We start from the raw sequence: 15,007 nt of genomic DNA, 5'->3' as shown, positions 1-15,007 counted from the left end.
TGAATAAGGGGATTTTTATTTTAATAAAAACCAAGACTAAAAAAGTCTAAAATCTAATGTCTAAAATCTTCAAGTCCTAAAGTCCATCATCTTCAAGTCCTAAAGTCCAAAATTCCTCAAGTCCCAAAGAAAATCTTCAAGTCCTTAAGTCTTATAATCCTCAAGTCTATACAAAACCTAAGAATTCGCCTTCGCCATTTGCTTATCAAACATCGCTTGGTATTTAGCAGCTTCAGGCAATTTAGCATTTTTCACACCTTCAATGATAATTTGCATCTCATAAAGGTTAGTCTGAATTTGTCTACCGTCGCTATTCTTTTTGTCGAGTAAGTAATAATCCAAGGCCTTATTATTTCTGTTCATAATAGTTTCAGCCATTTCTAATCCTTTTTTCTTATCGCCAGCAGCTAAATATAAGGCTACAAAATTTGCCGAAAGCTGATCATAAGGAATCGTTTTATCAGGCATTACTTTCAAGCAATAGTCTAAAGCAGCTCTAGCTTTGTCTAATTTACCCTCACGAACCAATTGGTCTGTTAAACGTAAGAAAGCTAAACGAGCCGTTACTACAGGAACTTCTAAATAGAAATCTGAATGATAATATGTTTTAGGATTATCCAAATCTCTCCAGAACATCTTCTTTGTCATATTATTATACATAATGTCAGTATTTACAAAACCATCCTTCGCCTCAGGCACTTTGAAAGGCATCAATCTGTAAGCATAGCCTTCTAATTGCATATATTCTTTCAAGTTCAAATAACTTGCAGAAGGCAAAGTAGTAGCAAAGTAAATTGGGCGTTTCCATCCAGTTGCTGCATTTTGGGCAATCAAGTCTAGCTGAATAAGCTCAGGCTTCATGATACCACCTTTACCTGTTGACCAAGCCATTTGATTTGTCAAGTACGGCTCCATATCTTTTGGAACGAATCCTGCTTTTTTAACCGCTTCAACATCGATTGGTAAAAATAGGTTTTCAGTCGGCAACGTATTAATCATTGAACCATCCGTTAAAGGAACTTTAATGGCTTGATTATCATCTTTTACTAATTTCAAATATTCAAGCAAGTTGATACCCGTTTTTACATTCGGATTTTCGTAATACATGATTTGCTCGTTCAAACCTTCCAAGAAACGGTCTTTAGGTAAAGAAATAGGAAGTGCCTGCGAATCATACGTTTTACGCTTCATTTGGTCGATATACCAGTCTGTTCCTAATAATGAAAGGTTACAAACACGCACGTCAGTACGATAGCCTTCTACCTCTTGAACATACCATAATGGGAATGTATCGTTGTCGCCACCAGTAAATAAGATTGCATTTGGTGCACATGAATTCAGCATGTTTTTAGCAAAATCTATTTGGTGGTAACGGTGGTTACGGTCGTGGTCATCCCAGTTTTGTTGAATTAAAATCACAGGAACAACAGCTGTTACTACAGTAGCCACAGTACCAGCAACTAAGCCATTCTTTAAGAATTTGCTTAGCCATTCAGCCACTTGAATAACACCTAGACCAATCCAGATAGCAAAGAAATAGAACGAACCAACATAAATATAATCACGCTCACGAGGTTCAACTGGCGGAGAGTTCAAGAAAACAACCAGTGCTAAACCTGTCAGTAAGAACATTAATGTAGTTACTAAGAAGTCATTTTCGTTTTTGCGTACTAATAATACAAAACCACATATCCCTAAAATCAGTGGTAGCCAGAAATAGTTGTTGCGTGCTTTATTGTGGGCTAGTAATTCAGGAAGTTCGCCTGAGCGAGTATAATCGATTACACCAGCATCTTGAATATCACTCTCGCGACCAACAAAATTCCAAAGTAAATACCTCATGTACATATGTCCCATTTGTTTTTTGAACATAAATTTCATGTTGTCTATAAAAGTCGGTTTTTCACCCGGTGCTAAATCCAAGATTTCTTCGTACAACTGAATATGCTGAGGGACACTACTGTAAACACGTGGCAACAACATTTGTCCGTCTTTAGAATAGATTAGCTTTTGCTTATAATCATATACCTCATACTTACCGTCTTTCATTTTGTAAACAGGAGCGCCTTTTTCTACACTTTCAACAGTAGCCGTATAAATCGGACCATACAATAATGAGCGTTCTCCGTATTGTTCACGTTTCAGGTATTTTACATAATTCAAGATATTGCTTGGGTCGTTTTCGTTAATAGGCGTATTGAACGTAGAACGCACAAAAGCTAAGTTATACGACAAATATCCAATCAATACAAATACCAACGAAAGCAATGAAATATTAAGGGTAACTTTTTGTTTTTTGATAGAATATAAAATCCCCCAAACGATAGCACCTACCAAAGCAATGATGAAGAAAATTGCACCAGTACCATAAGGCAATCCGAAACCATTCGTAAATAATAACTCGAATTTGAAAGCCATTGAAGGAATACCCGGAATAATAGCAGAGTTGATAACTCCGAGTATTACTAAGCCAATCAATAATGAAATGATACCTCCTTTGAAAGTAGGAACAGGATATTTTTTGAAATAATATAACAATGCCAAAGCAGGAACAGTAACCAAGTTCAGTAAGTGAACACCGATTGAAAGTCCAACGATATAAGCAATCAAAATCAACCAACGGTTTGCTGTAGCTTCATCTTCGATAATTTCCCATTTGAAAGCCGCCCACACTACCAAAGCAGTAAAGAACGACGACATAGCGTATACTTCTGCCTCAACAGCCGAGAACCAGAAAGTATCTGAGAACGCATAAGCCAATGAACCAATCACACCAGCACTTAATAAAGTAATGGCTTCGCCTTTTGAAAGCTCTTCAAATTTTTTGTTGTAAACCTTACGTCCGATTAACACAATCGTCCAGTGCATAAACAATATCGTCAAAGCACTTGATAATACTGACATCATATTTACCCAGTATGCTACTTGGGTAGTATCTGAACCAGCCAATAGCGAGAACATTCTACCCAACAATAAAAATAGGGGTGCTCCTGGAGGGTGCGGCACTTGAAGTTTAAAAGCACAGGCGATAAACTCTCCACAATCCCAGAAGGAAGCAGTGCGTTCAACTGTGGCGGTGAAGACAAATAATGAAATAGCAAATACAATCCAGCCTATGAGATTGTTGATTTTTTTAAAATTGTTCATTGAGGGGTACGTTATCGGTTGTTTGTTGATACTGTTTTTTCAGTAAAAAATGATTATCAACGTTAGCAAAAGACAAATTTGAATTCAAAAATACTAAATAAGATTGGCTTGAAGAGGGTAGGGCTGTTAAAATGTGTTAATTCTGCTAAGAAGTAGCTGAATTTTATTGACTTATATAAAATAAAAAGACCTGATTTTACAGGTCTTTTCTAAGCATATTAACAAATAGTCTATAATCCTTCAAACTGACGTAAGAATCTCACATCATTTTCAGTGAATAATCTTAAGTCTTTGATTTGATATTTCAGCATTGTGATTCTTTCGATACCCATTCCGAAAGCAAAACCTGTGTATTCCTGAGAATCGATACCACATTGTTCCAACACGTTAGGGTCAACCATTCCAGAACCTGCGATTTCTACCCAACCAGAGTATTTACAAACATTACAACCTTTACCTTTACAGATGAGGCAAGTAATGTCAATTTCGGCCGAAGGTTCAGTAAAAGGGAAATATGAAGGACGATAACGAACCTTAGTATCTTGTCCGAACATCTCTTTTGCAAAATAATAAAGGGTATCTTTCAAATCTTTAAAACCAACGTTTTTATCAACATACAAACCTTCTACCTGATGGAACAAACAGTGAGCTCTGGCAGAGATAGCCTCGTTACGATACACACGCCCCGGCATGATAGAACGCAAAGGAGGTTTTTGGTTTTGCATCAAACGAATCTGTACGTTGGATGTATGTGTTCTTAACAAAATATCATCTGCTACGTTTCCACCTTTTTTCTCAATAAAGAACGTATCCTGCATTTCGCGGGCAGGGTGATTTTCGGCAAAATTCAATGCCGTAAAATTATAAAAATCAGATTCTATCTCAGGACCATCCGAAACATTGAAACCCATTTTAGCAAAGATTTCGATGATACGGGCTCTTACTAAAGTAAGCGGGTGAATACTTCCGTTTTCAAAAGGAACGTTTGGGAGTGTTAAATCAAATTCAATCGCCACTGATTTTTCAGAACTAGCTTCAATCAATGCTTGAAATTCGTTGAATTTAGTCTGAGCAGCATCTTTCAAAGTATTCAATGCTTGTCCTACGGCACGGCGTTCTTCTTGGGCAACGTTCTTAAGCTCATCAAAAAGTTCGCCAATCACGCCCTTGCGTCCTACATAAGCGATACGGAAAGCTTCAAGTTGTTCCTTCGTGGAAAGCTGAAAATCAGCAATTTGCTGATGTATGTTGTTAATCTTATCTTGCATTTATCGGTATTGAATGCTGTGAGCCAAAGTGGTTGTTTACGTTGGCATCTTAAAGAATTTTGAGTGATTGTTTCTTGAAGATGTGCAAAATTACACTATTCGTACTTAGAGGGCAAAAAAAATTGACAAATTTAGCTATTTGTCAATTTGAGGGCTGTTTAAAAGATACTACCAGACTATAAAAACTCATGGTATGACTAACAGTGAACGCTGATAGTTCTCAATAATTTGTCATGCCATGAGTACGGATATTTTCTTTTGTAAGAAAAGAGTTAGTGAGACTCCTATTAATACCAACAACACTTCAAATGAATACACTTGGCTTTTATTCATGAAAGTGCTAATAAAATTTACTTGCTGTGAATATCTTTCTATTACCCAAGCAATGGCTGCAATACCTGCCAATATGGCGCAGGATATTCTGAAAATTGAATAATAAGGTGTTCTGCTAAGGATAATTACCCAAGGGATACATAACAAAATTATCCACAATTGCATTACTTCGATACCTAAGTTGAACCCCAAAATACTTAAAAGCATACTGACGGTATCAAGGTGTAAATCAATTAAAGTATTGGCGAAAGCAAGGCCATGAATCAAGCCAAAACCCAATGCAATAAACATTTCTTTGCCTGCAAAGATGGGACGGATAGCATGAATGGCCGAAACCAAAATAGAACAAGCAATCAAGATTTCAATCCATTTACTAGGCAAAATAACCCAAGCCATCGCACCCATTAAAAGTGTTATCGAATGCCCAATCGTAAAAGCGGTGACTACTTTCAAAATTTGTACTAAACTTATTCGAACCGAACGATAATTACCCCATCTTTTTTTAGCATAACTTAAAGGAATCGGCAACAATAATACCAATAGAAACATCAAATGGTCGATGCCTTCTTTGATATGTTCTTCGCCCAAAGCAAAGATTCCTGCAAACCCTTTCCAGTGACTGCCTGCTGCTAAATTTATTGTTAAAGGATATATCAGTGCTGTTTTGGTATCAACTCTTATTACGCCTATTTCTGTAGGCTCAGTATTGGTTTTTCCAGATGCCCAGTCGCTTCTGAGTAAAACTAAAGCACTGTGGGTGACTAATTGATGCATAATGACATCATAATCAAAAATGAAATTACGCGTATCTGCTCCTTCTGGTGGTGTAAGTATCAAATGCACGATAATTTCCTGAAAGGGTCCGCTATATGCTTGCTCGCCTTTTTGCAAGTGCATATCTTTTATTTCCACTATCCACGGCTGGTCTTTTGCTACCATCGGATGAATATGAGCCAATAAATACTCTTTGATTTGAGGTCCCATTGTGGGAATGATACTTGCTGGGTTTTTAGTCAACGGCCGTCCAAAAGCTAACTCCAATTCTCCAATAGGTAATTGTAACTCTACCATCACTTGCTTAGGACTGACATCAAGTAATACTACTGTACTCGGCGTTTGATGTGCCAATGTTTTTGATACATTCCCGATAATCAACATTGTTATGATGTTGATTATCAGCCATTTTCTTTTTGAAAAATGGCTGATAAAAGTTGCTCTTATACGTATCATAGACCTATATAATCACGTTTGTGGTCTCTGTAAACACTGTGATAATGAATTTCTGCAGGATATACTACCCCCGTTTGACAAATGAATTCTATCCAAACACTCGGCCCATCAATACGGACATAGTCGGTATTAGCCGTAAAAAAGGTAGAAGCATTGCCCGAAGTACCACTGGTATTACTAGCGTAAGTCACATAGGTGTCAGCTAATTCGTTTGAATATATTTTGGTGAATGCTATCACAGAGGCATCATCCAAATCATTCACCCAAGGCATCATAGCGGCCAATACTTTGGCTTGTGCTGTTGTACTAAGCGTACTTACTTTAACGCCTAGTTTGGTCGTTGGGAACGTATTGGTTGTAGAACCTGGAACCATTGTTACATCCGAAAAAGTAGAGGTAATTTTAGCAGCAGCTAATTCAGTGCTTGTGAAGGATGCCAACATATTGGCCATTCCATTTCTTTCTTCTGCCAAAGGCGAATAGGTTACACCATTTGCCGTCCAACTTTTAGGTTCAATTCCTTGGTGAGAAGGCGTAGTACTGACCACCGACCCTGCTTCATACGTAACACTTTGGGCATAATGGTGTCCGCCAAATTGTAGCATCCATTTGCCTGTCGTACTCGGAGTACCCAAGAAAGCAATGATATAATAACCAGAAGAATATCCCCCACTTGATTTTGTGCCTAGTACATCATCTGCCGAGTTGATTTGTAAAAACTCGCTATATCCTTCATTGGCGGTTGTACCACTAGCGGCTTGAATTACAGCTTTGGCAGCAGCCAATTGCGTAGCACTTAAAGTACTGAATGCTAACCCTTGGCGACATTGTACCCCACAAGGCAAGTTTGACCATTTTTTGGCATTAGTGAGATTTAAAGCTAAAACAACGGATGATTGTTGTGAAGTAGATAAAGTAGCCAAGAATGCATTGGCCAATTCTACCACTTGTGATACTGAACCTGTAGTCGTGCCTGTTCCGCCAGTTCCAGAAGTGGTGCCTACGGTTAATGAAACAGAACAGGATTGTCCACCTAAAGTAATTGCGAAAACCGCTGTTCCTGTACTAGCGGGTGTGCCTGTTATTAAATAACTCAAAGTGCCTGCTCCACTTGCTAAAGTACCTGCCGATAAAGTAGCAGTTAAGCCTGTAACACCTGTTGAAGTAACTGTACTTGCTGTATAAGCAACACCATTTCCACCAGTGTAAGCTATCGTGGCAGTCCCAGAATACGCAGTTCCGCTAGTAGCAGTGCTTGAAAAAGTAGTGGATGAACAATCGAGCGTCGTAATGCTCGGACTTGAAGGCGTAACCGTAGAGGTGCTTTCTTTACAACTTTGTACTCCCCAAAGTGTGAGTAAGCTAAAAAAACCTAAGCAAAGAGATTTCATTTTCATAAAGTATATGTATTAATTGTTTGTATTTCTACAAAAGAATTACACATTATACAGGATGAATATTGCTTTGTTGTGGTGAATAGGGGAAATGTTGTGGTGAAAATAGATTATTGTCTTAATCTTTATTTTAAAATTCATCACCGATAAGAGATCAAAACTCAGAACTCAAAACTTATGATTCCTACTTCCCATAAATGTTAAAAAAGCCCTCTTCGTAGCTATTCCCAAGCGGTATAGTTGTTTCTTTGGAAATAAAAATCATTTTATTTCTAACAAATTGGATGTGCTTTATTGCTACAATAAAAGAGCGATGCACTCTGACGAATTGATTGTTAGAAAGATTTTCAAGACAAGCTTTCATCGTCATTCTTACTATCAATGGTTTTTGGTTAAGTAGATGAATTTTAAGGTAATTGTCCAATCCTTCAATAAAAATAATGTCTGATACGAATACTTTCACTAATCAGTAGTCAACTCTGAAATACAAATATTGCTGTTGATTTTGAAGGTAAAATTGCTGTAAATCAATGGCTTTTTGTGTTGCTTGTTGGAAACGTTGGAGCGTAAATGGTTTTAATAAATAATCAATAGCTTTCAATTCAAAACCTTCAACGGCATATTCACTAAAAGCAGTTGTGAAAATGACCATGATTTCATGAGGAATATTTCTGAAAAAATCAATGCCCGAAATGGCAGGCATATTAATATCTAAGAATATCAACTCGACTGGATGTTCTTCTAAATACAATCTGGCTTCGGCACTTTTGGTAAAAGTTTTCAGTAATTCAATTCCTGCTATTTGGCTACAAAAGAAATCGATAATTTCTAAAGCAGGTTGTTCGTCGTCTAAAGCGATAGCTCTTATCATGTTAATAGTATATCAAGTAGCACAGTATAAGTTTCTGCCGTTTTCTGAATGTCTAACCTGTAATTTTTGGGATACAATAGGTCTAGTCTTTCTTGTGTATTGGGCATTCCGATATTCAACGAATTTTCAGTGTTTTTTTGCGTAACAATATTATTCTTTACTTCTAAACTCAGGTGTTGGTCTACAAGACTAATTTTTATGCTAATTTTTGAGTTTTCTTCGGGGTTTACGCCATGTTTAAAGGCATTTTCAATGTAATTGAACAACAAAAGCGGCGCAATTTGCTTGTCGTTGAAATTGCCAGTACGCCAATAATCAATAGCAACGCTATTTCTTAAACGTGACTTTTGTAAATCTATATAGTTTTCAATATAGGTAACTTCCTTTTCCAAAGCAACTTGATGTTGATTAGCATCTTTCAGCAGATAGCGCATAAACTCCGAAAGTTTGATGATTGTTTCGGGCGTTTTATCATCTTTCCGAATCGCCAACGCATAAATACTATTCAACGTATTGAACAAAAAATGGGGATGAATCTGAGCTTTTAGGTTAGAGAGTTCAGCTTGTAATTTTTCATTTTCTGTCTTCAGTAAACGGTTGCGTGTATGCAATAAAATGGAAAAAAGCACTACGATACCATATACAAAAATATGATGCTTGATTTCCTCAAGAAAAGTACCTTCGCTTGGTTTGGGTGGGAAATGGGCTGGAAAATGTCCTGACATAGGAGGAGGAGGCATTTCTCCTTGATGAAAAGTATTAGCCTCACGCAAAAATCTGCCCGTAACAAAAGACGGAAACCAGCTAATCAACAACAGAAAAGCTATCAGTAAGCAACCGTAAATCAGGTATTTTTTGTCAAGATAGATTTTGGGAATGAAGTAATAATAATTGATATAAAAGAAAGCCATCATCAAAGCATTGCCAATAAAATCCCGAATGGTAGGTGACGCAAAAAGAAAATTTTCGGCTTCGGGCGGATGAGGGTACAACAAAACAGGCAAAAATACAAAAGCAATAATAGCTAATGAATGATATACAATTTCTTTCTGTTTCATGCTAGCAGTCTATTTATGATGGTCTTTTGCACAATATGCAACAAGTTTGTTGATTATAGGCGTTCTAGATGCTTATAATTTTAGAAAGTATTGATGCCAGACCTTTATTAATCGCAATTATTTTCTCAACAAATTATCCTTCAAAACTTTGTCTAATACCTGTTCTTTGAAACTTCTGCTTAACGGAATTTTGAAGCCTTGTATGAATATTTCATTGTTTTCAATTGTCTTTATTTTTGAAACGGCGATGATATACGATTTATGGACTTGGATAAAATGCTTGTTATCCAGATATTCCTCCACAGCCTTTAACGAAATCAAGGTCATGTATTTATTTGTTTCGGTTTGGATAAAAACATAGTTTTCTAAGGCTTGAATAAAGAGTATTTCATTAATGAATATCTTCTCGAACTTATTGTCACATTTGATAAAGAAGAAATCGTTTCGGTCAATTTCTTCTATCACGCCCGCTTTGTGATTGCGATATTGTTGATACTCACGGGCTTTGGAAACAGCTTTAAAAAAGCGGTTGAAGGTGATAGGTTTTAGTAAATAATCCATCACATCAAATTGAAATCCCTCTAACGCATAGTTTTGATAGGCCGTGGTGATAATCACCATTGGTAAGTCTTTTTTAATTTTTAGGAAATCTAACCCACTCATAAATGGCATTTGTATATCCAAAAATATCAAATCTACGTTTTCGTTTTCTAGCAGTTTATCTAACTCTAACGGGTTTTCAGCCGACCCTACTAAGGTTAGATAGTCGATGGCTTCTACGTATTTAGCTAGCCCTTCTCTGGCCAAAGGCTCGTCATCTACAATTACACAAGTTAATTTCATCATAAGGTTGTTTGAGGGATTAGAGATTGCTTTTTATTCAATGCCAACTTTAACGCCACTTTATACCTGTCGGTAGTTTCATTAATAGCTAATTTGTAATGTTCGGGATATAATAAATCAAGTCTTCGTATGACGTTTTTTAGCCCTATGCCACTATTTTCATACATGCCATTGTCTGATTTCTGAGCCACTACAAAACTATTTTCTATCATCAAATGAACCATCTCACTATCAATGTCTAGCGTCATGCTGATGTAGTTTTGTTGTCCTTTCCCTTTTGAAACATGCTTAAACGCATTCTCAACAAAGGGCATTAGGATAAAAGGCTCGATGGTTTGGCCGATAGCGGAATGGTTGTTGATTTCAAATTTTAAATCAGTTTGTTTCTCATCCAACCGTAGCCTTTCTAATTCAATAAAGTTATTGAGAAAGAACAATTCTTTTTCCAAGGCTATTTCGTTTTCGTTGCATTCGTATAGTTGATAACGAAGTAAATCTGAAAATGAAGCCAGTGATTCAGATGCCAAGTCTGGGTTTTTATGAATCAATACAAAGATGGAATTAATGGTATTGAACAAAAAATGAGGATTGAACTGCGATTTCAAGTATTTCAATTCTGTTTCCAATTTCTCTTTTTCTAATACATGTTGCTTTCGTTCTGATTGAATCCAATTTTTTGTCAGTTTGATACTCATCGCAAGGGTTGTACTCGCCATCGTCGACGGTAGGGCATTGATCAGGAAAAAGAACATAAAATCACTGGGTTCTCTTTGATAAAGTTCTTTGAAGGTGAAATCTGAAAGATAGGCACTGGTATAATAACCCGCGACAATAAACCACGAAGTGCTGAGCACAACGAGTAATAAAAATAAAATATACAGTCCATACTTGCCTTTTTGAAGGTAATGAGGAATCAGGTAAAACAAATTGAAATAAACCGCAATGGCTTGAAAGACTACATAAAACAAGAATTTAATAGAGTAGGCACTACTCAATAAATTATTGGCTACGGCACTAAAATTACGGATAGTAAGCGTCCACCAAGCGATGTGGTATAAAAACCAAAATGGGATGTGGTATAGTTTATATTTAATAAACCAACTGTTCTTTGAAAAGATATTAGCCTTGTTATTGAACATTTTATGAAAGAGAATAGCTTGCAAAATACGTTGATGCTCAATAATAACCTATCCATATTGACGAACGACATCAGTAAAATGACAAGATGCAATAATGACTATTTAACGTGATTATGAGCTTTTTCTGCATTTGGTCAATACAAATCTAAGACTTGTCAATCACATTATTTTATCTTGGAAATGTGCTGTTGTTTTGACTAACAATCAAAATGACAAGCCAATGAAAACCAATGCCTTACTTTTAATTATTGCCATTTCAATAGCAACAACTTCTTACGGACAAATTACTGGTAAAATAATTAATAAAACCAATGAAGCCATCCCTTTTGTAAACGTTGTATTGTACCAAGCAAGCGATACTCTTATCCTAAAAGGAACGTATACGGATGAAAAAGGCGTGTTTTCATTGCCCTTAGTAAAGGAAGGTGTCTTTTTAATAGGCGTGAGTAGTGTAGGTTATCAGTCTATGATTACAAAACCCATTACCGTATCTCTGCAAAACGAAGCGTTGGATATTGGCGTTTTACAAATGGTCGAGAATATCAATACCCTAAACGAAGTCGTGGTAAGCACCAAAAAGAATTTAATTCAGACTACACCCGTCGGGCAAGTGATAAATGTTCAGAGTAGTTTAATGACGAAAGGGAGTTCTGCCCTACAGGTGTTAGAAAGATTGCCGGGGGTAATTATTGACTACCGAAATAATAGTTTTAGTTTAAACGGACAAAGTGGCGTAGCGGTGATGATTAATGGACGAACAGTTCGCTTGTCGTTGACGGAAGTAATGGCAATGCTCAATGGCATGAATGCTGATAATATTGATAAAATAGAAATCATTACGTCGCCAACTGCCCAATATGATGCCGAAGGTGGGGCAGGACTAATCAATATTGTCTTAAAGAAAAATGAATATGAAGGGACAAAACTCAGTTTTTCTTCAACGTTAGGCTATGGGTTCGGCGAGAAAGCAGCTGCTTCTATTAATTTATCACATGGCACTAAAAACTCCAATTACTACGCTTCTTACTCGATGTTACACGACGAGGCTAAGTCAAGTTGGCAGGCCTATGGTGCATTGAATTTCCCTGCTTTGGGGGGAGCTTATACCAGTGGTTTTTATAGTGCTACAATTAACCTAAAAAATAGTCATAACCTTTCACTGGGATTTGACCACAGACTGAACCCTAAAACATTAGTGGGAGGGAGCATAACCTACTTACATTCAACTACAAAGCCAAATGTTCAAAGCGATGGATTTTATGATTTTCAATCGGGCAATTATTTTGCCATGAAGATAAATTCGTTGGGGAATAATCTTGGGCAAAATGTGCAATCTTCCGCATTTTTAGAAAAACAATTATCCATAAAATCTAAACTGAATATTGATGCCAGTTATTGGTATTTCAGAAACAATAGCCCATCTTTGATTAATAGCACCTATTATAATAAAGCAGGGAATATCATCAAACCATCAGACTCAGTTTTTACAGAAGGTAACCGAGGCGAAGGCCTTTCAGAACTGAATATTGGCGTATTGAAAGGTGATTTTTCGACGAAGTTGACTGATAAAATAAATGTTGAAACGGGCATCAAAGGGAGTTATTCTAGCAATACAAATAATAGTAAAGTAGAAAAAAAGGAGCATGACGTTTGGGTGTTGGATAGTCGCTCACAAAGTACTGTGATTAGTAACGAAAGTATTTTAGCCGCCTATTCTTCATTTGATTTTACCCTAAGCCCTAAAATATCTTTCACTACGGGTTTGAGGTATGAATATTGGGCAAGAGATATTAATCATCATACGAACACCTATTCACAATTTTTTCCTTCATTGAATTTTACCCATAAAATAGCTGAAAATAGTAGTTACGTAGTGAGTCTTTCGCGTCGCATCAGCAGACCAGCTTATAATGACTTGATTTCTGGCTTATTTTATAATGACCCTAGTTCGGTTTTTACAGGCAATCCATTGCTAAAACCAAGCATTACCAATGCCTTCAAAACCACTTTTACCCATAAAAATATAAGCGTTGGGTTAGGTATTCAACAGGAAGTAAATCCAATCATTCGTTATCAATTAAGTACAACTGCCGCCAAAGATATATTTATCTTATCTCCACAAAATCTGGATTATATGAATAGTGTCAGTCTCACTACCAATGTGCCGATTCAGCTTTTTAGTTGGTGGAAAATAACCATAGGAGGGACAACGGCTTACCGTAAATACAAAGTTGGATATACCCCTCAAGTTGCCGAAAAGGCATATTTGTTTCATAATTATTTCTTGAATCAGAGCGTAAGTCTACCACATAATATCGAAGTAGAAATTACAGGATGGCATAATACAAACCAATTTGATGGCCCCAATATGATAAAAGGTTTTGGCGTAATGAATTTGGGCATAGCCAAAAAGCTAGATAAAGACAGAGGAACGATACAATTGGCTATTACGGATATTTTTAAATCAATGAATATTTATACCGAAGTAGGCGTAGTTACCCCTGTAGTATTTATAGAAAATAATAAAGTGCATTATATGGACGAGACGGCATATGCAAGGATCTTTAAATTAAGTTATTCCAGAAGCTTTGGCAGTACAGTTCGTAGTCGTAGTAAAACAAATAATGTAGAAGAGGAGGGGAGTAGGATACGGTAGTGAGATTAGGTAACAAACTCATGGCATGACTAATAGTTAGTCTGTTTATTATCAATGGTTTAGTTAAGTCATGCCATGAGTGATGTCCAGTTTACATCACATAAAAAATAATGTTTATCTTTTAAAAAACGACTGTTTTTTGTAATTTCCCATAATGGAAACACTATACACCTACGACCAAATATTTATTCCGATAATCTCAGATTATGGATTTAAGGCAACTTTTGGCAATGAAGCGAATACACTTTTCTTACGAAGAGCATTGCAAGCATTAATAAAGTCTGAAATACCGATAAAGGAAGTAAGATTCGACCGCGGCGGCGGACCGCAAAAATACCTTTGAAGGTATTACGCAAGATAGTAGAGGCGGAATTTTTGATTTAGCTTGCACAGATGAAAATAATAATCACTTTATTGTAGAAATGCAATTTGGAGAAGCACCCTATTTTGTACAACGTATGAAATTCTATGCATTGCACAAATTCAATGGAATGGTGAAACGGGGTAAATTTGATTATGGAACACTTACTAAAATCTACTGTGTTGCTATCTTAGCAAACAATATTTTTTCTTATCCACAATTTCATTCAGTTGCTAATCTAAGAAATGAACAAGGTGAACTTTTTGATGAACAAATGTCGTTTATTACGGTAGAATTAGATAAATTTGTTTTACAAGAATCTGATTGTCAAACTGATTTAGAAAAGCTGATATATACCATGAAAACGATACATACAGTTACGAAACCAACTCAGTTCCCTAAATTTTGGGATGAAGAATGGTTAAAAGTTGCTATTGATGAATTGGATAGCAGAAAAATGACACCAGATGAGAAAGCATCCTTTGAAATACTAATTGCTCGAAATGCAGAAGCTGTAAAAGCTGAAAGTAAAAAAATCAAAGAAGCAGAGGCTAAAAAAGAAATTTTAGTTAAGACTGAGACCATAGAAAATGGTTTAAGTATGGGATTAACTGTAGAGCAATGCGCTAAGTTAGCAGGGGTTTCAATTGAGTTTGTCAAAAATATTCTTGAAAAAATATCAGGAAGCAAATAGGTATTCAATCGTT

Annotated in this window: 12 protein-coding genes; 3 read left to right on the top strand and 9 right to left on the bottom strand. The window is 36.4% G+C overall.

Annotated features, from left to right (window positions below):
* Positions 1–177: 177 nt before the first annotated feature.
* From J2Y60_RS15145 to J2Y60_RS15105, 9 genes are all read right to left on the bottom strand, one after another.
* Positions 178–3,147, bottom strand: a complete 2,970-nt coding sequence (locus J2Y60_RS15145) for a DUF2723 domain-containing protein (RefSeq protein WP_309919372.1) — start codon at positions 3,145–3,147, stop codon at positions 178–180.
* 230 nt (positions 3,148–3,377) lie between these two features.
* Positions 3,378–4,415 (bottom strand): phenylalanine--tRNA ligase subunit alpha, encoded by a 1,038-nt coding sequence (pheS, locus tag J2Y60_RS15140; RefSeq protein WP_309919374.1) that lies wholly within the window; start codon positions 4,413–4,415, stop codon positions 3,378–3,380.
* A gap of 231 nt (positions 4,416–4,646) precedes the next feature.
* On the bottom strand, positions 4,647–5,978 hold the full coding sequence (locus J2Y60_RS15135; RefSeq protein ID WP_309919376.1) for a HupE/UreJ family protein: 1,332 nt from the start codon (positions 5,976–5,978) through the stop codon (positions 4,647–4,649).
* Complete coding sequence (locus J2Y60_RS15130; protein WP_309919378.1) at positions 5,975–7,375, bottom strand: DUF3500 domain-containing protein; 1,401 nt, start codon at positions 7,373–7,375, stop codon at positions 5,975–5,977. The genes J2Y60_RS15135 and J2Y60_RS15130 overlap by 4 nt, the downstream gene beginning before the upstream one ends.
* Positions 7,376–7,556: 181 nt before the next feature.
* Positions 7,557–7,835 carry a LytTR family DNA-binding domain-containing protein gene (locus J2Y60_RS15125; protein ID WP_309919380.1) on the bottom strand — a complete coding sequence of 93 codons (279 nt, stop codon included), beginning with the start codon at positions 7,833–7,835 and terminating at the stop codon, positions 7,557–7,559.
* Positions 7,836–7,838: 3 nt separating this feature from the next.
* Positions 7,839–8,243 (bottom strand): response regulator, encoded by a 405-nt coding sequence (locus J2Y60_RS15120; RefSeq protein WP_309919384.1) that lies wholly within the window; start codon positions 8,241–8,243, stop codon positions 7,839–7,841.
* Positions 8,240–9,301, bottom strand: a complete 1,062-nt coding sequence (locus J2Y60_RS15115) for a histidine kinase (RefSeq protein ID WP_309919388.1) — start codon at positions 9,299–9,301, stop codon at positions 8,240–8,242. Before J2Y60_RS15115 ends, J2Y60_RS15120 begins: the two co-directional genes overlap by 4 nt.
* Before the next feature lie 117 nt (positions 9,302–9,418).
* Positions 9,419–10,147 carry a LytTR family DNA-binding domain-containing protein gene (locus J2Y60_RS15110; protein WP_309919391.1) on the bottom strand — a complete coding sequence of 243 codons (729 nt, stop codon included), beginning with the start codon at positions 10,145–10,147 and terminating at the stop codon, positions 9,419–9,421.
* Positions 10,144–11,283 carry a histidine kinase gene (locus J2Y60_RS15105; RefSeq protein ID WP_309919392.1) on the bottom strand — a complete coding sequence of 380 codons (1,140 nt, stop codon included), beginning with the start codon at positions 11,281–11,283 and terminating at the stop codon, positions 10,144–10,146. The genes J2Y60_RS15110 and J2Y60_RS15105 overlap by 4 nt, the downstream gene beginning before the upstream one ends.
* A gap of 220 nt (positions 11,284–11,503) precedes the next feature.
* Here J2Y60_RS15105 and J2Y60_RS15100 point away from each other — a divergent pair, with 220 nt between their 5' ends.
* From J2Y60_RS15100 to J2Y60_RS15090, 3 genes are all read left to right on the top strand, one after another.
* The gene (locus J2Y60_RS15100; protein ID WP_309919396.1) at positions 11,504–13,939 is read left to right on the top strand and encodes a TonB-dependent receptor domain-containing protein; all 2,436 of its coding nucleotides are present in this window, start codon (positions 11,504–11,506) and stop codon (positions 13,937–13,939) included.
* 154 nt (positions 13,940–14,093) lie between these two features.
* Positions 14,094–14,282, top strand: a complete 189-nt coding sequence (locus J2Y60_RS15095; RefSeq protein WP_309919398.1) for a hypothetical protein — start codon at positions 14,094–14,096, stop codon at positions 14,280–14,282.
* A gap of 4 nt (positions 14,283–14,286) precedes the next feature.
* Complete coding sequence (locus J2Y60_RS15090; RefSeq protein WP_309959189.1) at positions 14,287–14,994, top strand: PD-(D/E)XK nuclease family transposase; 708 nt, start codon at positions 14,287–14,289, stop codon at positions 14,992–14,994.
* Positions 14,995–15,007 lie beyond the last annotated feature (13 nt).

The sequence above is a fragment of the Arcicella sp. BE140 genome, from assembly GCF_031456255.1.
Taxonomy (GTDB): Bacteria; Bacteroidota; Bacteroidia; order Cytophagales; family Spirosomataceae; genus Arcicella; species Arcicella aquatica.
The sequence above is the reverse complement of the archived record's forward strand: the minus strand, read 5'-3'. Positions and strand labels throughout refer to the sequence as shown.